This window comes from Microcoleus sp. N9_A1, assembly GCF_036701795.1.
In the GTDB taxonomy this organism is placed as follows: Bacteria; Cyanobacteriota; Cyanobacteriia; order Cyanobacteriales; family Microcoleaceae; genus Microcoleus.
Map to the genome: position 1 here is coordinate 136,129 of NZ_JAUBRI010000003.1, position 18,716 is coordinate 154,844.

General features: G+C 45.6%; 14 protein-coding genes. 7 read left to right on the plus strand and 7 right to left on the minus strand.

Features of this window, described 5'->3' with window-relative positions:
• Positions 1 to 89 precede the first annotated feature (89 nt).
• Together QUA58_RS02360 and QUA58_RS02365 are read right to left on the minus strand one after the other, a co-directional pair.
• Positions 90 to 1,055: a BadF/BadG/BcrA/BcrD ATPase family protein gene (locus QUA58_RS02360; RefSeq protein WP_333392884.1), complete on the minus strand. Its 966-nt coding sequence runs from the start codon at positions 1,053 to 1,055 to the stop codon at positions 90 to 92.
• A 72-nt stretch (positions 1,056 to 1,127) separates the two neighbouring features.
• Positions 1,128 to 1,484, minus strand: coding sequence for a zinc ribbon domain-containing protein (locus QUA58_RS02365; RefSeq protein ID WP_333392917.1), 357 nt, complete (start codon positions 1,482 to 1,484; stop codon positions 1,128 to 1,130).
• Between the two features lie 216 nt (positions 1,485 to 1,700).
• On the opposite strand from QUA58_RS02365, the gene QUA58_RS02370 reads away from it, so the two are divergent.
• Positions 1,701 to 2,027 carry a phasin family protein gene (locus tag QUA58_RS02370; protein ID WP_333392886.1) on the plus strand — a complete coding sequence of 109 codons (327 nt, stop codon included), beginning with the start codon at positions 1,701 to 1,703 and terminating at the stop codon, positions 2,025 to 2,027.
• A 283-nt stretch (positions 2,028 to 2,310) separates the two neighbouring features.
• Positions 2,311 to 2,898: an FKBP-type peptidyl-prolyl cis-trans isomerase gene (locus QUA58_RS02375; protein WP_333250204.1), complete on the plus strand. Its 588-nt coding sequence runs from the start codon at positions 2,311 to 2,313 to the stop codon at positions 2,896 to 2,898.
• A gap of 179 nt (positions 2,899 to 3,077) precedes the next feature.
• On the opposite strand, the gene dnaB is transcribed toward QUA58_RS02375, so the two are convergent.
• The 4 genes from dnaB to QUA58_RS02395 all read right to left on the minus strand — a co-directional run bounded on the left by dnaB (position 3,078) and on the right by QUA58_RS02395 (position 12,936).
• Positions 3,078 to 6,635 carry a replicative DNA helicase gene (gene dnaB / locus QUA58_RS02380; protein WP_333392888.1) on the minus strand — a complete coding sequence of 1,186 codons (3,558 nt, stop codon included), beginning with the start codon at positions 6,633 to 6,635 and terminating at the stop codon, positions 3,078 to 3,080.
• Between the two features lie 144 nt (positions 6,636 to 6,779).
• A complete protein-coding gene (gene rplI / locus QUA58_RS02385; protein WP_333250207.1) occupies positions 6,780 to 7,238 on the minus strand; it encodes a 50S ribosomal protein L9 in 459 nt (152 codons plus the stop codon).
• A gap of 361 nt (positions 7,239 to 7,599) precedes the next feature.
• Complete coding sequence (locus QUA58_RS02390; RefSeq protein WP_333392890.1) at positions 7,600 to 12,702, minus strand: PAS domain-containing protein; 5,103 nt, start codon at positions 12,700 to 12,702, stop codon at positions 7,600 to 7,602.
• Positions 12,703 to 12,723: 21 nt separating this feature from the next.
• Complete coding sequence (locus QUA58_RS02395) at positions 12,724 to 12,936, minus strand: hypothetical protein (RefSeq protein WP_333250211.1); 213 nt, start codon at positions 12,934 to 12,936, stop codon at positions 12,724 to 12,726.
• A 630-nt stretch (positions 12,937 to 13,566) separates the two neighbouring features.
• Between QUA58_RS02395 and QUA58_RS02400 the strand changes: the two genes are divergently transcribed.
• Entirely contained in the window at positions 13,567 to 14,406 is an 840-nt protein-coding gene (locus QUA58_RS02400; protein ID WP_333250213.1) for a glycosyltransferase, read from the plus strand.
• A 2-nt stretch (positions 14,407 to 14,408) separates the two neighbouring features.
• Here the strand turns inward: QUA58_RS02400 and gloB are convergent, their stop codons facing one another.
• Positions 14,409 to 15,182 carry a hydroxyacylglutathione hydrolase gene (gene gloB / locus QUA58_RS02405; protein ID WP_333392891.1) on the minus strand — a complete coding sequence of 258 codons (774 nt, stop codon included), beginning with the start codon at positions 15,180 to 15,182 and terminating at the stop codon, positions 14,409 to 14,411.
• Between the two features lie 224 nt (positions 15,183 to 15,406).
• On the opposite strand from gloB, the gene QUA58_RS02410 reads away from it, so the two are divergent.
• The 4 genes from QUA58_RS02410 to QUA58_RS02425 all read left to right on the plus strand — a co-directional run bounded on the left by QUA58_RS02410 (position 15,407) and on the right by QUA58_RS02425 (position 18,488).
• Positions 15,407 to 15,610, plus strand: coding sequence for a hypothetical protein (locus QUA58_RS02410; protein ID WP_333250217.1), 204 nt, complete (start codon positions 15,407 to 15,409; stop codon positions 15,608 to 15,610).
• A gap of 210 nt (positions 15,611 to 15,820) precedes the next feature.
• Positions 15,821 to 16,819 (plus strand): UDP-glucose 4-epimerase GalE, encoded by a 999-nt coding sequence (galE, locus tag QUA58_RS02415; RefSeq protein WP_333392893.1) that lies wholly within the window; start codon positions 15,821 to 15,823, stop codon positions 16,817 to 16,819.
• Entirely contained in the window at positions 16,785 to 17,660 is an 876-nt protein-coding gene (locus QUA58_RS02420; RefSeq protein WP_333250221.1) for a hypothetical protein, read from the plus strand. The genes galE and QUA58_RS02420 overlap by 35 nt, the downstream gene beginning before the upstream one ends.
• Before the next feature lie 9 nt (positions 17,661 to 17,669).
• Entirely contained in the window at positions 17,670 to 18,488 is an 819-nt protein-coding gene (locus tag QUA58_RS02425) for a hypothetical protein (RefSeq protein WP_333250223.1), read from the plus strand.
• The last annotated feature ends 228 nt before the right edge of the window (positions 18,489 to 18,716 follow it).

Genomic DNA, 18,716 nt, shown 5'->3' on the forward strand with positions numbered 1-18,716 from the left:
ATCCGCAAGACAGGGGCGATCGGGAAGATAAGGAAGATAGTCAACAGTCAGCAGTCAAGAGTCAACAGTCAAGAGTCAACAGTCAACAATTAATTGTTGAGAGCGTTTAAAGCTAGCAATCCAGCACCGAAAGCTGGTTCGTATCGGGGCGAAATAACCTTAGCTTTTGGGGCGATCGCACTTATTGCTGCTTCAAACCGACCTCGGCAATTTCCCTCCCCGCCCCACACACCTCCTACGATCACAATTTCAAATTCTTCTGTTTGGTTAAATAGCGCTGCAATGGCTATTTTTGTTGAATAGGTTAATTCTGCCACAGCATTATTGATAATGCAGTCAGCGACGCGATCGCCCTCTGCTGCAGCTCGATCGACAATCGGCGCTAAAGCTGCAATTTCTTTGACTCCCCAACCGCGCCCGTAAACGACTTCTACCAATTCTTCTAGGTTATTGAGGCCTAAATGCTTTTGAAATTTTTCCGCAAGCACGGTAAAATCTTCGCGTCCGTCATAGAACTTCAAAGCAGCTTGCAAACCCTGAAGGGCGATGTTATATCCGCTGCCTTCATCGCCTAAAATATATCCCCAACCGCCGACTCGTTTAGTTTTCCCTTGACTGTTTTGCCCAAAAACAATCGAACCGGTTCCTGAAATAACGGCGATACCCACTGGATGGCCTGTACCGCCAGCAAGTGCGATCGCGCAGTCGCTGCAAATTACTATATTCCTGGGCAGGAATGAGCGGGTTACTGGTAAAGTATTCGTCAACTGCAAGTTCTGCACTACAAATTGCACTATTTCACGATCTTTTGGACGCCCGACGCCTGCTAGTCCCAGACCAATTGCTTCTATGTTGAGATTGCCTACAGCCTCGACCTGAGCGGACAGAACTGCTCGTTCGATCGCCAATTGGATGGATTGTTTGGCTGTCTCAATTCCCAGGGTTTGATAATTTGATGGCCCTGCTTCACCCCGTCCTAAAACAAGGTGGTTGTCATCCATTAAAAGGCAGATAGTTTTAGTGCCGCCGCCGTCGATGCCGAATACGTAGCTCATGAATAATTTAGAGAATAATAGAGCAACCCAGATTAACAGAGATATGTCTATTCTACGCTTTGTACAATCCGATTAAATCGACAGAGCAATGCTAATAATAATTAAACCTAATAATGCTAACCAAACCAGATGGCGCTGACACCAATTTTTGATTGATTGCAGCCCGTCGCCACTGCTGTAAGGAATCGTCTGTGGCACAAGTGGCTCAGCTTGATTATGATAAAGGGTGCATTTTTTGGCAAAGGGACGCTGCGGGTAGTTGCAAGTGTCGTCTTCGTGGTAAATACAGGTATTGCACAGAAATTCTTCGGGTTTTGATCGATAAAGCGGGATACCCGGATGACCGAAAGCTTTGAGAGGGGTTTTGCAGTGCCCACAGGCGATCGCTCGGGAGTCTACAGGTTGGTGACAGCGGGGACACTCAGGCATTAGACAGCACGGTGATTGGGTAATTTTGTCGGCAGGCTTCTTAGCGGGTTTTCCGAACGCCCATTGGCGAGTTAGACTCGCCAGCAGGTCGCTGGATGCTCCAAAATAGAAAGGTAGGTCAGCGCTGATGTAACTTAAATTGTACAAAGGGTTTCGCAGCGACCGCAGGCGACCTGAGCCGATCGGGTATTTTGGGGCAAACAGTAGGAAAAATCTATGGATAACAATAGCAACTTACTCAAACAACTGGTAATGCTGGGCATTGGTACTACCTCCCTGGTGGCGGAGAAATTGCAGGAAGCCAGCGAGCAATGGGTCAAAGATGGCAAAATCAATCCCGAACAAGCCAAAAGCTTTGTCGATGAGGTGACTGAACATCTCAAGTCTGAACAGGGAAATTGGGATACGCAGTTGCAGCGGCAACTCCGGAATATGCTGCAAGATATGGGCGTTCCCCGACAGTCCGAAATGGATGAGTTGCGCGGAAGGCTTGATCGTCTCGAACGTCAGATGCGGGATTTGGAAAACCGTAACTGGCGCTGAGTGCGATCCTCTTTGATGGCTTCGCGCTCCGCCCGATCGCACGCTTGCTGCTATCGTGTGATAAAATTGTCACCCGAACGCAGAAGGCTCAATCAGGCACTTATGTAGAAAGCAGAAGGTAGAATTACAAACATTCTGACTTCATACTTTCTTTTGCCTTTAAAATTAACTGGCAGCCGCCATCTTTTGGCGGAAAAGTTCAGATAAAATTTTGTAGTTCTGGTTGTACAAGATGTCTTAGATATCTGAGAGATCGCCGTTAAAAGTATCAGGAGGATTAATTTTGCGAGGAATTCTGGTCAGCTTGGGGGTAGTGGTGGTTTGCTTTGTGTTTTTGATAGTCGCTCAAATGAGCGGTTATGTATCCACAGCAGTGGCTTCCGAATTGAATAATCCTGTAACCGATGCTGCGCTTGAGATCCTCTCAGCGAAGTCTTTCACTGAAGATAGCTTGCTAGTAGCTGATGCTAATTTACCAAAAGAACCAGCTACTATCGCTGGCAATAACATGACTGATAATACTGAGAAAACTGTCACCACAGATTCGGGTCTGAAATATGTTGAATTGAAAGAGGGTGATGGGGCGACTCCAAAAACCGGTCAGACGGTTGTGGTGCACTACACTGGCACTTTGGAGGATGGCACGAAATTTGATAGTTCGCGCGATCGCAATTCTCCTTTTCAGTTCAAAATTGGCGTAGGTCAAGTAATTAAGGGTTGGGATGAAGGTGTCGGTACGATGAAAGTTGGAGACCGCCGCAAGTTGATTATTCCCCCTGAACTCGGTTATGGTGCTCGCGGTGCGGGCGGGGTGATTCCTCCTAATGCTACGCTGATTTTTGATGTGGAATTATTGAAAATCGCTGGCTAGGTAGCTCAGCCTAACTAAGTGTAAAATTTTTCGTTTAAAAACCCGGTTTCTTTTAAGAAACCGGGTTTCTGCATAAGTCCTGGGTAAATCGACCTAATTAAACGTAAAATACGGATCGCGAAAAAGCTTGCTGTGTGTTCCTTCTTCCTTCTTCCTTCTTCCTTCTTCCTTCTTCCTTCTTAAGAGCGCTTTGGAGATGCTAGATTGCGGAATGAGGTATATTGGGCATCGAATAATAGTTTGATGATGCCTGTGGGGCCGTTTCGGTGTTTGGTGATGATGACTTCGGCAATTCCGCGATCGGGCGAATCAGGGTTATAATATTCATCCCGGTAAAGCATAATTACTAAATCGGCGTCTTGCTCGATCGATCCAGAGTTATGACTGACAATGCCATCAGCTAACCAAGATTCGACACCAGGAACAGTCAAGTCAAAAACTTCCTCTTCTCCCGCTGCTGAGATATTAATCACTTCATCCCAGAACAAGTCAGAAGATGCTTTTTGAAGCAAGGAATCACTATCCAAAAGTTTGGCATAGTCTAAAACCGTTTCTCGTGAAGGAGCAAAACTGAAGTGAGAAGAACCATTGATTCCCCTGGGTTCCCAACGGTTTCCATTGCTACTGAAAACTAACTGATGCCAGTTACCTCTACTTTCGTGTCGATTGACTTGGACACCAAAATACTCAGCAGCGGTCTTTACGATTTCACTATTTTCCTCGGATGCAGTGGTATACCTGAGCGGCTGACCCTTCAGATAGCTACCATCTCCCATCAAGTGAGCTAGCAAAGAAATTTCATGTTCCTTCCAGTTAATTGGCTTCTGAGGCTCAGGAATCAATCTGGCGATCGCCACCCGACTTCCCACCTGAATCGACTTTAACTCTTGCCAACCTTGCTCTGTGTAGATTCGATGTTGAGCCGTAGCCTTAAGGCTTCTGCCACTGGCTAACTTAAGGATAAAGACAGGCTTGACTCCTACTCGCCAAACCTTGTCACTTTTCGCCACCGCAATCTTTTCGAGGTGATTCATCGCCAACACCATTGGCTCTTTGCCTACTAGATCACGAATTGGAACTCGGCGACCATCCGCTAACAGCACGAGCGTATCACCAGTAACACATTCACGCAAATCCGACATCATCGGCCGCTTATTTGTCCTCGCTTCCACACTTCGACTCAACTGAGACAAAGCAATAATCGGCACGTTGAGCTCGCGGGCTAAACCTTTGAGGCCTCTAGTAATTCGAGATAATTCTTGCACGCGGTTGTCGCTGCTACCTTCCATTAATTGCAGATAATCTAGCAAGATTAATCCGAGAGATCCGCCCTGTTCTGCTTGGAGGCGGCGGGCTTTGGAGCGAATCTCCATCACGGTAATATTAGGAGTATCGTCAATAAACAGCGGCAATTCTGATAAGTTACCTATGGCTGTACTGATTGGTTCCCATTCGTTTTGACTGATTCTTCCCGATCGCAAGCGGTTACTTTCTATTTTGGCTTCACTGGAAAGAATACGCTGCACTAGCTGTTCTTTCGACATTTCTAAGCTGAAAACGGCAACCGGAAATTTTTGCTGTCCAGCGGCGATGTGGTGGGCGATGTTGGTACAGAAAGCAGTATTGTGAACGCAGATGTCATTAGCAACAAAATTGTGCGTTTCCGGGATAGTTAAGTCGTAGACTTGCTTATTTCCCATCGGTTCGATCGAAACTATTTCATCCCAGTAAACCTCGCTATCTGCCAGTTGTTTCAGCCACGAATTATCTAAAGCAGTTGCTAAAACCAAAAGTCTTTCCCTGGACAGGGCACGTTTACCAACGTGAATATTTGAATAACCTTTGATGCCTGCGCGTTTTGCTAACGATGCCCAAGATTCGTTTCCTTTGGCTAATGCTAGGTATTCCCAAGCCTCGACAGGAATTAAATCGCGGTTATTGTGAGATATTTTGTTTTCTAGTGCTTCTTTTACTTTAAATAATGCTTCTTCTTTGCCAAAAATGCCAATCTCTGATATAAATATTTTGATAGATTTTACGTCAGTAATATCGATAAACCAAGCTGGATTACGAGTATTTTTGTATTTAACTAAACGCTTTTTGAGGGCGGCAATGATGCCAAATCTCAGTAGTAAATGCTGTACTTGTCTGGCTAGTTCTTCGCTGACAGAACAGTAGCCTAGTTGAGATTGACCGCTGGTAAGTAGGGTTGCCCAGCCGTCAGTTGAAAAGAGACGGTTGAGGAAAAGGGCAATTTGCGATCGTTCCAATTTAAAAACTATATCTGGTACTGTTTTCTGGTGAGCATTTTTTCCCATCAGACCTAATTCTTCTAACCAGAATCTCAGTGGGTTTTTGTGTGTGGTATGAACAGCATCCATTCCGGGCCCGGCTAGCTGTTTTGGATCTACTTCTAAAATTTCACAGGTGCGAGTAAATAATTCTTGATTGGGGAATGCAATTCCTTGTACCCAAGACGAGACTAAAATCGGTGAAACTCCCAATTTTTGAGCAAATTCTTGGATATACAAATCTTGTTCTTCGAGGACTCTGTGTAGATTCCAACCAAAGAGGTCTATTTTCTTTATGTAATCTTCTCGATCGCCGATAACACGATATTCGGGTGCGCGCCTCCCTTTATCGTTGTATCGCAGCCTAAGACCTCCGAAGCTAGCAGCAGCCTTAGCAAAGTCTTCTAGTATAGCAGTATTTCCATTGGTGAAGCGTGGCGCACCCTGTGTCAAACATCCATCGCCAATTAGATAAGCCAATAACTTAACTTCACAGTCGCGGATGGTTTCTTTACCAAAAATATTTATCTGTCGGGGTACAGCAATTTTATCGCCTGCTTGTATTTCCCCTAACTGCCGCCATCCCTTAATTGTTAAAAATGGGTGTGTTATTGTAGTTTCTATAAAGCGTCCCAGTCTTGTTGTTACCCGAAATACAGGCTTAATTCCATCATCTATAAAATCTGATGGTCTAGTTAGATGAAACTTAAAATCTTTTCCTAAAGTTAGTAATTCTGCTTGACGTTTCTGATAGATTTCTTCAATGGTAACAAGGCTTCCATCGCTTAGTAGTATAACGGACTCATCTATACAGCACTTCCCCATCGCCGGCCTGGCGGCAACGATGATTAAATCCGATCGCTGAAAGCCGCCTGTCATGGCATCTAAATCATAAAAACCGCACGGAATACCGGGAAGCGTCAGCCCTTCATTGCGATTTTCGAGGTCTTGAAATGTTTGGTTTAGTGTTTCGCCGATCGATACTAAATCTTGTTGCGGACGTTCTTGAGTAATGCTAAAAATTTGTTGTTCGGCGCGGTCTAAGACTGTTTCTAGTGGTGTTGCCGTCTCGTAACCTAATTGTACTATGTTGTTGCCAGCTTCGATTAATTTGCGGCGCTGATATTTGTCTTCAACTAAAACTGCATATTGGTCGATGTTGACTGCGGAAACTGTACGATCGACTAATTGTGCTAATTTAGTTAGTCCTCCGACTTGTTCTAACTGGTTGCGGTCGGTTAGCGCAGTTGTTACCGTCATTAAATCGGTAGGTTGACCCTGTAAAAATAGCCCTAATGCCGATCGATAAATGACTTGATGAGCGGTGATGGCAAAAAACTCCGGTCGCAGCAGTTCGGCAATTCGGGAAATCGCTTCGGGGTCAATTAAAATGCCCCCCAAAATTGCTTCTTCTGCCTCTATATTTGTCGGCATCAAATCGCTCATTAGTTATTGAAAATCGCTCATTAGTTATTGAAAATGGGTTATGGGTTATGGGTTATGGGTTATGGGTTATGGGTTATTAGTTATTAGAAAAACAAATGACAATGCCCAATGCCCAATGCCCAATGCCCAATGCCCAATGCCCAATTACATGGGGACAACTTGAATATCAACTTCGGCGGTAACTTCGGCGTGTAGTTTGATTTCAGCTTTGTATGTACCAGTTTGGCGAATTTCGGGCAGAGTGATGCCGCGCCGATCGACTTCTTGACTGGTAGAGTTGAAAATCAGTTCTGCTACTTCTTGGTTGGTGACAGTACCAAAAATCGCGTCTGCTTCGCCAACTTGCTTGGAGATGATGAAAGGCCCGGCTGCTTCCAGGGCGGTTTTGCGGACTTCAGCTTGCTGCTTGAGTTCTAACTGGCGCAGTCTTTCTTCTTCGCGGCGGCGCGCTGCTTGCTTGAGAATGCCGGGAGTCGCTTTAAATCCCATTCCTTGGGGTACTAGGTAGTTGCGGGCGTAGCCTGGGGCTACTTCTACTACGTCGCCAGCTTTGCCGAGTTTGCTGACATCTTTGTTTAAAACTAATTGGACGCGCTTGGCCATGATCGTTGCTTGTGGGGTTTTGACTGCAACTTTTTATAATAGCGAAGTTTGAGGGGCGATCGCAAGGGAGAGTTGACAGTTGAGAGTTGACAGTGGGCAGTGGGCAGTGGGCAGTGGGCAGTTGAGAGTTGACAGCTTGCCCTGAGCGAAGTCGAAGGGTTGACGGTTGACAGGACGAAGAGTCCTTCTTAATCAGGTTCGTAGTAAGGACGAAGAGTCCTCTCCGATTGCTGCACCACCTTCGCTGTAGACGGATGAACCCACCAAAAATGATATCTCATCCTTCAACTGACAACTGCCCACTGACAACCGTCAACCGTCAACTGCCCACTGTCAACTCTCAACTGCCCACTGTCAACTCTCAACTGTCAACTGTCAACTGACTGCGATCGCCGATCGCTCGCGCTACAGTAGCAACTAACAGGGTCGGATCGATCGGCTTAGATAAATGTTGGTCAAATCCGGCTTGCAAAATTTGGCGCTCGTTCCCTTCTCCAGCATAGGCCGTTAGGGCGATCGCCAACAACTGCCGATACTCAGGCGCAAGCTGAGTGCGGATACGATTTATCAACATATATCCGTCCATCTGGGGCATTCCGATATCGCTGACGAGCAAATCCGGTGCAGTTTGGGCGATCGACTCTAGCGCCTCAGCAGCAGAAGACAGCGAAATCACCTCTGCACCCGCTTCCTCAAGCACAAAAGCGACAAAATCTCGCGAGTCGAGTTCATCATCTACTACCAAAATTCTCAATCCAGCTAGCGGCAAAGATGACATATCGGGACTCAGAGACGAATTGACGGCTTCCGACCGCTGCCTTCTAGAATCATCATTTAATAGCGGCAATCTCACCGTAAACGTCGCTCCTAGTCCTTCTCCGGGGCTTTCTGCAAACACCGTGCCGCCGTGAAGTTCGATCAGTTGGCGGACGATCGCCAATCCCAGTCCCAAGCCGCCAAATTTGCGAGTGGTGGCGCCATCTTCTTGTCGGAAATGGTCAAAAACATAAGGCAAGAAATCGGGAAGAATGCCTTTGCCAGTGTCTATGACTTGAATTTGAGCTTGGTGTTCAATTTGCCCTAATCTAACTTCAACTCGACCGCCTTCGGGTGTGAATTTCACCGCGTTTGATAACAAATTCCACACAATTTGTTGCAAGCGAATTGTATCGCCGAGAACTTGCCCGACATCGGGATTTAAGATTGTTTGAATTTGAATTTTTTTAGCTTCCGCTGATAATTGCACGGTTTCCAAAGCAGACAAAATAATGGTTGCCACATTCACCGGAGCAACAGTTAATCTGAGTTTTCCTTGCAGAATCCGAGACACATCTAGCAAGTCTTCAATTAATTGAGATTGCAGTCGGGCGTTGCGCTCGATTGTCTCCAATGCTTTGGCTGTTTTAGCCGCGCTCAGCTTGCCACCTCTGAGCAGTTGCGACCAGCCTAAAATCGGATTTAGGGGCGATCGCAACTCGTGAGAAAGCACCGCCAGAAACTCGTCTTTAATCCGGTTAGCTCGCTCGGCTTCCGCGCGGGCAGTTTGTTCCAATTGCAGAACCATATCGCGCTCGATTTCCACTTGTTTGCGCTCTGTAATATCGATAACAGAACCGATATAACCCTCAAATTGTCCGCTTTTGGAAAATCTGGGAGCAGCTGCATCTATCGCCCAAGAATATCCGCCATCCTTACGCCCGACGCGATATTCCATGCGGAAAGGTTCCTGACGTTCGTTGGCGGTCAAAAATGCGTTCTTTGCCTGTTCTCGGTCTTCTGGATGCAAAGCATTTATCCAACCAAATCCCAAACCTGTTTCCTCAGTTTGACCGGTGAATTCATACCAGCTTTCGCTGAGGAAATTGCAGTAGCCTGTGGAGTCTGTTACCCAGACCATAAATGGAGCGTTGTTCGCCATATTGCGGAATCGTACTTCGCTCTCAAGCAACGCTGCTTCTGATTGTTTGCGTTCTGTGATATCTCGACAGACAATCACTCCGCCTTGGATTTCGCTGCTAGTATCAACCACCGGATAACCGCTGATACTGATCCAGCGACTTTCGGCATGGGGGTGGCAGACAAATACTTCTACATCATTGACATATTCACCTTTGATTGCTCTGGCTAGAGGTAGTTCATTTTCGGGGAAAAAGGTTTTTTTGTCTGCCAAAAATAGTCCGTAGGTTCTCGACCATTCCCGAGGAGATTTTTCATTTGTTAGCTGACCGAATATCCCCTCGGCGGCTTGGTTAAACAACACAAACTCCCCTTGTTGGTTGGCCAAAATCAAACCATCACCAATGCTGTCAATAATTACTTGCAGTAACTTTGTTTGTTCTTGCAGGGCGACTTCTGCTCGTTTGCGATTTGTGATGTCGCTGGAGATGCCAATCAAGCCGATCACTTCTCCCGCCTGATTGCGGTAGGGAGCTTTCATTACCAGAAATGTCCGAATGCCATCGTGAGATTCTTCGAGGACTTCTGTTTGTCCAGATTCCATAATGCGCCGATCGTTTTCCGTGACTGTGACTGCAAGTTCTACTACTGGGTATAAATCGATATCGCGACCACCAATTACTTCAGCAGCAGGTTTGCCCATTATTTCCAGCGTGGCTGGATTTGCATAAATAATCCGTCCTTCTCGATCTTTGACAAAAATTGGTGTGGGCGCTGACTCGTTAATCACGTTCAAAATCGCATTCTTTTGTCGCAGTTCTTCTTCTATGCGTTTGCGATCGCTAATATCGCTCCAATAAGCCGTAAGTCCATCTGCTGCTGGATAGGCGCTGACTTCTACATACATTTGAAGCGACGGCAAAAACTCTTCAAGCTTGACAGAAATTTGCTCGGAAACGACTCGATGAAATTCTTGATATAGCGTCGAATTCGATGCTGATTCAGCGGGAAATAACTCCCAGATCGATCGACCTAATAAGTCGTTTCTCGATCGACCGAGCAGTTTTTCAGCAGCGGCATTAACGTAGGTATAGCACCATTGTGCATCGATCGCGATAAAGGCATCCGCAATACTTTCTAGAATATTGCTGACTTGCTGATTGGCGAGCGCGATCGCGAGTTCAGCGTTTTTGCGCTCGGTGATTACTTCCGAAAAAATCATGATCCCGCCAATCTCACCGCTGTTGGTTCGCCAAGGGTGAATTTCCAAGCGCACCCAGTCTACGCAGCCATCAGCGCGGGGAAACGGTTCTTCTGGGCAGATTTCGACTGCTCCCGCCAGACAGCGCTGGTGGATTTGTTTCCAACGATCGGGCAAATTGGGAAAGATGTCGTAGTGCGATCGGCCCACAATGTTTTGAGTGCCGAGCCCGTAACTTGACAGCCAGCGATCGCTCACCAGCATATACCGCATCTGGCAGTCAAACATCGCCACTCCCACAGGCGAATGTTTGACAAACATCCGCAACTTGCTGTAGTGTTCGCGCAGAAGATTTTCCGCCTGTTTGCGATTGGTGATTTCTTGGAAAAGTATGGCGACTTTGCTGCTGTGCGGCTCAGGCGTGCGGAACGCCGAAATTTCAAACCAGCGGTTCATGACTTCCGAGCCGTGCTCAAAGCGCACTGGTTCCCCTGTCAGCGCGACTTTGCCGTAAATCTCAAACCAATAATCTTCGAGCCCTGGAATGAGTTCTCGCGCCGTTTTTCCCGTCGCTTCTACGAGTCCGGTTTGTCTCTCAAAAGCCGGATTGACTTCCAAAAAGCGGTAATCGATCGGCTTGTCGTTGTCGTCAAACAGCATTTCGATGACGCAAAAACCTTCGTCTAGGGACTCAAACAAAGTGCGATAGCGTTCCTCGGAACGGCGCAAAGCTTCTTCTGCTTGTTTGCGAGCGCTAATATCCACAAACGCCGCCACACAGCCGCGAACTGCGCCCTGTGCATCAAATAACGGAACTGCATTCACCAACCAATCTAATGCCATCCCGTCCGCTCGCACCATTTGAATTTCCACATCCCGCACTTCGGCTGCTGTTGCCACAGCCCGCTGCATTGGGAGTTCTTCTGGCGGGATTTCTACTCCGTTGCTCAGTTGTCTGAACGGAAGGATTTCGGCTTGCTCTCCGGTTGCAGAAACATTGACATCCGGCGGTAATCCGAGCATCGACTGAGCAAATCTGTTAGCGCGAATTACTTTACACTGCGCGTCGTCTGCGATCGTAATGCCAATAGGTACAGCATCAAGAATTGATTGCAGTTCGTTAACTCGTCCCTCTAGTTCCTGGTTGAGCCGTTGAATTTCTTTTTTGCTAGCTTGGCGATCGGTAATTTCTAGCACCGTTCCATTCACGCCCAGCAAGCGATCGTCCTGGGCCGAGAGCGGATAGAGACTCAACAGCCAAACCCGATCTGCTCCCGGCTGTGCTGCATTTTTCCCGCGAACTTCGATCTGCGCGATCGGAATTTTAGTTTCAATAACTTGTCTGTAAAGCGGCTCTAAATCATCTGCCATTTCTGGCAAGATTTCGCGCAATGTTTTACCGATGTGGGCGGCGGTTGGAATTCCGTTAATTTCTGCTAGGCGATCGTTGATCCGGACAAACCGCAATTGTGTATCGACAAAGCAAAGGCCGATCGGCGCGCTAGCATAAATCGCCTCAATTTCTGCAAGTTGTTGCCGCGCAGTTTGGGCTTGTTGAATAAAAGCAGCCCGATCCGCTTTCTGCTGGGTGACATCTTGAAAATAAACGGCAATTCCCGAGGCGATGGGATAAGCTCGTACTGCATACCAAGCATTGAGCGGCCCGTAAAAAGATTCAAAACTAACCGTAACTTGCTCTCTGGCGCAGCGGCGGTATTCGAGATCGAACAAACTACCCGCAGATTCGGGAAACTCTTCCCAAACGCTTTTACCAATCACCTCTTGCGGGAGTCGATTCAGCCACTGCGCCGCTTGAGAATTGAGGTAGGTAAATCGCCAGTCTCGATCCAAAGCAAAGAAGCCGTCGGAAATACTTTCGAGGGTGTCTGACTGTTGTGGTGCAAGGGTGTCAAATACTTCTTCCGGCTGAGGTTGAGCAATTTCGGTGAAGGTTGTAACTACTGCGTAGGGAGTCGATCGATCTCCCTGAAATAAAGGTTGAGAATTGACATTCAACCAAATCAATTCTCCCTGTGGCCGATCAAAGCCCATGATGACATTTAAAGATGGTTGCCCGGTTGAGAGCGCCACCATCGCCGGATGTGTCTCGCCGGGAAAATCCGAGCCATCTTGAGGCACAGTCTGCCACCGACTGGTGATAGAAGTGCATAAGAGCATCTGTTGTGCTGTCATCCCCAACAGATCCTGGGCGTGAGAATTGCACCCCTGAATGCTACCATCTGCCAATTGCAGAACCATCCCTACATCAGTTGGCAAAGGCGCGCCTGGGTAGATCGGTTTGTTAGAATCCGTGGAAACAGAGGGGTCGATTTTTGCTTGGGGTTCAGTATTGCGTGGGTTTTGCATCGGTTTCTAACAACGCTCGTTTTACTTTTGGCAAAGCCAATCGCGCTCATCAATAATAGGGAAATAACCAGAGGAACTTTTGATTTGAGCCTGGTGACACTTCAAACCTAAGATGGATGTCGATCGTTCTGGGGTAATATCGATATCTAGACAATTTATTTTATCGTAGAGTCCCACGTCTGAACCAGTTGCGGGATTCAGCACAGGCGACGGGGAATTTTCTGGCTGTTTCAAATGCCAGTTAACAGTTGACAGTTGACAGTTGACTTCGGAGTGCGAAGTTTTTAGGCAGGGGATTTAAGCCCCTGCCTAAAAACAATCCACCTAAAGGTGGGGATTTAAGCCCCTGTGCTTTGGTTAGTCCGTCTCATTATTTTTCGCGTTGCTGCATATTACCAATGGCTGTTGCTCGTTTTCGGGCGCGAACAGATGGCACTTGCACACAGGTAAATAAGTAGATGAAGCTTGAAAATACATAAGCCCTCTCTCGCAGCGAGTGAAACGAAGCAATCGCTCTTGTTACCAGAAAGAATTGGTTTAAAGCCTCTCCCTTAAAGGCGAGAAATTAAAAGAAAACTATTCATTACTCCAATCCTCTTCCTTCTAGGTAGAGGTCGCACTCATCTGTCAACTGTCAACTGTCAACTGAAGCCCGCCTTACATTCTGTTAAATTATAAACTTTATTCGCGCCTACCTACTTAGAATCCCCGTTTCTTTGTGTAAATCTAACCGGAAATTTAGGCAAGATTTTATTCGTCTCAACGTTAAATTGGCGATCGCATTTACTTCAATACAGGGTCGCCTACTTCCTTGATTCCCAACGTTTGTGTCACGTTTGCCATTCATCTCACAAACTTAATCCTATGCACATATTCACAGCCGCAGATCGCACTTATATTCTGGGCTTAGCAGCACTTCTCAAGTCTGTAGATCTGAATGTTAGCCAATCTGGGGAGGAGCAGGTCAAAATTAGCGTTGTATCTACCAGGATATCTTCACCGCAAAAGGAACAGTTACAGAATTGCTGCAAATACGAGATTGGATGGCAAGAATTGCAATCTAATTACGACCAACTTCTTTCGCTATCAGGTTCTAAACTTCCTTACGTTAAATTGGAGCCGCAAAAATATACCAAAGAAACAGAAAGGCTGATTTGGCTCGACAGCGATACGATCGTTCTGGGCAGCTTAAAGCCGCTGTGGAACCTAGATTTTCAAACTCTGCCGATAGCAGCCGCAGCCAACGTCTGGGGAAATCCGAACACTTATCAAGATCGAAACCCTTATTTCAATAGTGGTGTTTTAGTTTACAACATGAAGCTTTGGGAGGAAGAGCAACTGTCGGAAAAGTTGATCCAAAATGGTATAACCCACATTTGGGGCGATCGCGATCAAGGTGCATTAAATTCAGTTTTAGTGGGAAGGTGGAAGCAATTAGACCAAATATGGAACAACCATAAGACTGATGATATGTCAAGTAAAGTGATGCACTTTATGTCAAGACCGAAACCGTGGGAAAGCTCCGCCCCCAATCAATTATGGCTTGATATGTTGTCTCAGACACCGTTTAAGGATGAACTGGAAAAAATTCCAAATAAGTTTAAGGGGCTGTCGAGCTTTCACCTAAAATACAAAAGACTTGACAGGTGGTTGAGCGAACCGATACTCAAGTTTAAGAGTTACCTGAAGAAACAAAAACGTTAAGGTCAAAATTGGTCTTTCATGCCGCGCAATCGAGCGAAGGTTTGCACTGGATCGCGGGTGTTGGCGGCTGATTGGAGGTTGGGAGAATCCCAGCGCAAAAATGGGTTGGTCTTTTTCTCGATGCCGATCGATGATGGTATTGTAGGTTGCGATCGACTCCGAGCCTCTTTGACTTCGCCCAAACGCTGCTGTAACTCAAGATTGTCGCCATCTACACTCAGGGCAAATTGCAAGTTTTTCAGTGTATATTCGTGGGCGCACCAAACTCTCGTATTGTCCGGCAAGTTTCGCAGTTGTCCCAGAGAGGCTAACATTTGGGCGGGAGTGCCTTCTTTCAGCCTGCCGCAGCCTCCAGCAAATAAGGTGTCGCCGCAGAACAATTCGCCGGTTTCGCTGGGGTTGCTGGGGGGGAAATAGTAGGCGATGTGAGCTTTTGTGTGGCCGGGTAGGAAGAAGACTTCGGCGGTTCTGTTGGCGAAAGAAACTCGATCGCCCGCTTGTAAAAACACTTGCTGTCCGGGTATTCTGCCTCGGTCTTCTGCGCCACCGTAAACTGTAATTTGGGGAAAGCGATCGATCAGTTCCTGATTGCCCCCTATGTGGTCGCTGTGGTGGTGGGTATTGAAAATTGCGGTTAATTCGGCTCCGAGTGCTTGCAGTTGCTCTAATACGGGCTGCGATCGCGCTGGATCGACGACGGCTGCTGTGTGGCGATCGGGGTCGTGCAGCAAGAAAATGTAATTGTCTGACAGTACCGGAAGCCGATAAACCTGCATATAAAACTGCCTCTCTCGGAAAAATATTATATAATTGGATTAGTCTGAACGCTATCAGAAGGCTGATTGCAGATTTATTAAGTCCGCGCATCTATCTTTGGAAGTAAAACTATGATAGCTTATTTCTGCTGTTGAGCAAATTGATTTGCGGTCTGGTACGCAGCATTTTTCGGTCAATAAGTGCAATCAACTTTAATTATTTTAGCATAAAAGCGATCGAATAAATGCGAACATCTCAGAACAAATCGAACTTAACAATTTCTCAAAAAGTCGATCGGATTGTAGCGTCTGGCAAGATCACTCGCCGGGAACACTTAGTTTTGACTTCGGCTATCCTGTCAGATGATAAAATTTCAGAAGAGGATCGACATCAGATTAATCGGATATTTGATTATATCCAAATTGGTCGCCTCAAGTTTATCGATTGAACTTGACAATTGACAATTGACAATTGATAGTTGACAATTGACAATTGACAGTTGACAGTTGACAGCTACCTCTACTTGGAAGGAAGAGGATTAAAGCAATGAATAGTCTGATTTTAATTTCCCCCTCAAAGGGAGAGGCTTTAAACCAATTCTTTCTGGTAAATTTACAATATAATCTACCGTTGCAATTACCAAACAAAGCAAAATAAAATGAGTACAGAAAAACCAACAATTTTGGTGACAGGCGGAGCAGGATATATTGGCTCTCACGCAGTATTAGCACTGAAAAATGCAGGTTACGGTGTGATAATTTTGGATAATTTAGTCTACGGACACGAAGACTTAGTAGAGCAGGTTTTGCAAGTAGGATTAGTAGTTGGCGATACCAACGATCGCGCCCTGCTCGACAACCTATTCGCTACCCATGACATTGCTGCGGTGATGCACTTTTCAGCTTACGCTTACGTCGGCGAATCTGTTACCGATCCAGCTAAATATTACCGCAACAATGTCATCGGCACGATTACACTTTTGGAAGCAATGATCGCTGCTGGCATCAAGAAATTTGTGTTTTCTTCTACTTGCGCGACTTACGGCGTACCTGAGCAAATCCCGCTCACCGAAGACCACCCGCAAAATCCGATCAATCCCTACGGTGCTACTAAGTTAATGGTAGAAAGGATTTTGTCTGATTTTGACGCGGCGTACAATTTCAAGTCTGTTTGTTTCCGCTATTTTAACGCGGCTGGGGCTGACCCTAACGGGTTGTTAGGAGAGGATCACAATCCAGAAACTCACCTGATCCCGCTGGTGTTGTTCGCGGCTTTGGGTAAACGAGATTCGATCGCAATTTTCGGCACGGATTACGATACTCCTGATGGTACTTGCATCCGCGATTACATTCATGTTAACGATTTGGCATCTGCTCACATTTTAGGATTAGAATATTTGCTAAATGGTGGCAAATCTGATTTCTTTAATTTAGGCAATGGCGGCGGGTTTTCGGTGAAAGAGGTGATAGAAACGGCTCGCCAAGTGACGGGAAAAGAGATTAAGGCTGTTGAGTGCGATCGGCGTCCGGGAGACCCGCCTGCTTTGGTTGGCAGCAGCGAGAAAGCCATCAAAACCTTGGGTTGGTCTCCAGAATATCCCGACATTAAGAACATTATCTCCCATGCTTGGCAGTGGCACCAAAAACGCCACAGTTAGCATAAACTCAAATAAAACAAGTGCAAAAATTGAGTTAAAAATAATGTTAAACAGTCACAAAGATTTTTGTTTTTGCACCTTAGCTTTTCGGAAAAAGTATCGCGAATTAGCCAAACAACTAGCAGCAGACTTAGAAACTCATTCTCTAGGGACGATGCTAGTTGTTTGTACTGACAACCCAAATGACTTTCAGAATTTGACGAATGTTTTCGCCTTTAAAAAAAGTCGCGAAGGTGTAGATTTTTGTTATAATGATAAACGATTTGCACTAAAAAAAGCCTTAGAATTATGTCGAGTGACAATCTTTGTGGATGCAGATACAAGAATCATAGGAAAAGTGCCGGAGAGAGAATGGATGTCAGGAATTACTTGTAAAGGGTTTATGCCCATTCTAGAACATCCACCAAATCAATCATTTCCGGGGAGAAAAGAGGCAATTCATAAATTAGCAAAAAAGCTAGAACTACCATTGAAAAAGGTAAGTTTTGTTCAAGAAAATTTGTTTGTAATTGCGAGAGACAATGGGAGAGAAATTCAGTTTATTCAAGAATGGGGAAAGATTGGAAGATTTTTTGAAGTGCAAAAAGTCAAAACAAAAGACGGTAATCCAATTGGGTTAGCAACTGCCAAAGTTGGCTGGAATATTCGTAATGACGGGTGGCAGGAACTCGCTCAAGTTATGGAGCATTCTTTTGCTCATTGGGACTGGCAAAAAAATCAAGTAAGAACCTTTTGGGATAAAGTTGGGGATAAATTGCAGTTTGAGCGTTGGCAATATCTCTATCGGTTATTAAAAACACAGTTAATTGCCTTATTAAATTTCGATTTTTACTATCGTTAGAGAAAAGATATGGATAGAGGATTTATCACCATTTTAATTGGATTGTACTCATTTCAAGACTGCATACATTTTCTAGCTTCAGTCAGGAAGTTTCACCGCGAACCAATTATTATTTTAATAGATAGAGTCCCTCTAATTTTATATCCTTTACTTCAGGTGTTTGGAAATGTGAGATTGCAGGCCGCACCGAAACACGAAAATCCGGTTTTAGCATCGCGACAAGCTAAGCTGGCTTTGTATCAACAATCTCCTTTTGAGAAAACTATTTATCTGGACTGCGATATTTGTTTGCTATCGCCAATTGATGAGGTGTTTGATTTTCTTGATGGGGTGGATTTGTTGGTGACGGAAGATGTGCAGCCTGCGATTGCTAAAGCTGCAAATTTATTAAGAGTCAAGCAGGATATTCTGTCAACTTTGCTGTCTGTCGGGTTGCCGCTAAATGAAAATAGCATTCAGTACAATGGCGGATTTATCGCTTTTACAAAAAGCAGTAAAACTCAGGAATTGTTTATAAACTTTAAGAAATATTTCGACATGGTAGTAGCGCATCAAAATGTGCTATTATTGAAAGACCAAGGAGCTTTTGCGGCGGCTGTTGAATCGGTGAAACCGAAAATGACAACTTTGTCCCCGGTGTACAACTACTTGGATAAGTGGAAAGATGTTTATACGATCGACAAACCGATTAAAGTAATGCACTGCACTTATCCTTACCGCCCTCAGTACGCGAAGAACGTGACGCGATCGCTCTTTACTAGAATAGTCGATCGCACTGCTAAAATATTTTTACCAAATCAACTTAACAATCCCTGGCGTTTAAAATAATTAAAATTGGTCGCCCAACTGCATCAAAAGCAACAAAAATCAGCGCAAAATAAAAAAAAATTAGCCTCAACATATCCGAAAATTTACCTAGAATAATCATTGCTGGCTTGAATAACAGTCTTGGTTTCATTACTGTGTTTTTTTTACCAAAAGACGCGTTGCTGCCCTTTGCCCTGGTTAAAAACCCGGTTGCTGTGGTCGGGAGTGCGTGAGTCCCCGTCGCCTTGA

Excerpts from the sequence above, each read along its gene's own strand:
- QUA58_RS02360 (WP_333392884.1), bottom strand. The coding sequence starts at position 1,055 with ATGAGCTACGTATTCGGCATCGACGGCGGCGGCACTAAAACTATCTGC.
- QUA58_RS02365 (WP_333392917.1), bottom strand. The coding sequence starts at position 1,484 with ATGCCTGAGTGTCCCCGCTGTCACCAACCTGTAGACTCCCGAGCGATC.
- QUA58_RS02370 (WP_333392886.1), top strand. The coding sequence starts at position 1,701 with ATGGATAACAATAGCAACTTACTCAAACAACTGGTAATGCTGGGCATT.
- dnaB (WP_333392888.1), bottom strand. The coding sequence starts at position 6,635 with ATGAGCGATTTGATGCCGACAAATATAGAGGCAGAAGAAGCAATTTTG.
- rplI (WP_333250207.1), bottom strand. The coding sequence starts at position 7,238 with ATGGCCAAGCGCGTCCAATTAGTTTTAAACAAAGATGTCAGCAAACTC.
- QUA58_RS02390 (WP_333392890.1), bottom strand. The coding sequence starts at position 12,702 with ATGCAAAACCCACGCAATACTGAACCCCAAGCAAAAATCGACCCCTCT.
- QUA58_RS02400 (WP_333250213.1), top strand. The coding sequence starts at position 13,567 with ATGCACATATTCACAGCCGCAGATCGCACTTATATTCTGGGCTTAGCA.
- gloB (WP_333392891.1), bottom strand. The coding sequence starts at position 15,182 with ATGCAGGTTTATCGGCTTCCGGTACTGTCAGACAATTACATTTTCTTG.
- QUA58_RS02410 (WP_333250217.1), top strand. The coding sequence starts at position 15,407 with ATGCGAACATCTCAGAACAAATCGAACTTAACAATTTCTCAAAAAGTC.
- galE (WP_333392893.1), top strand. The coding sequence starts at position 15,821 with ATGAGTACAGAAAAACCAACAATTTTGGTGACAGGCGGAGCAGGATAT.
- QUA58_RS02420 (WP_333250221.1), top strand. The coding sequence starts at position 16,785 with ATGCTTGGCAGTGGCACCAAAAACGCCACAGTTAGCATAAACTCAAAT.
- QUA58_RS02425 (WP_333250223.1), top strand. The coding sequence starts at position 17,670 with ATGGATAGAGGATTTATCACCATTTTAATTGGATTGTACTCATTTCAA.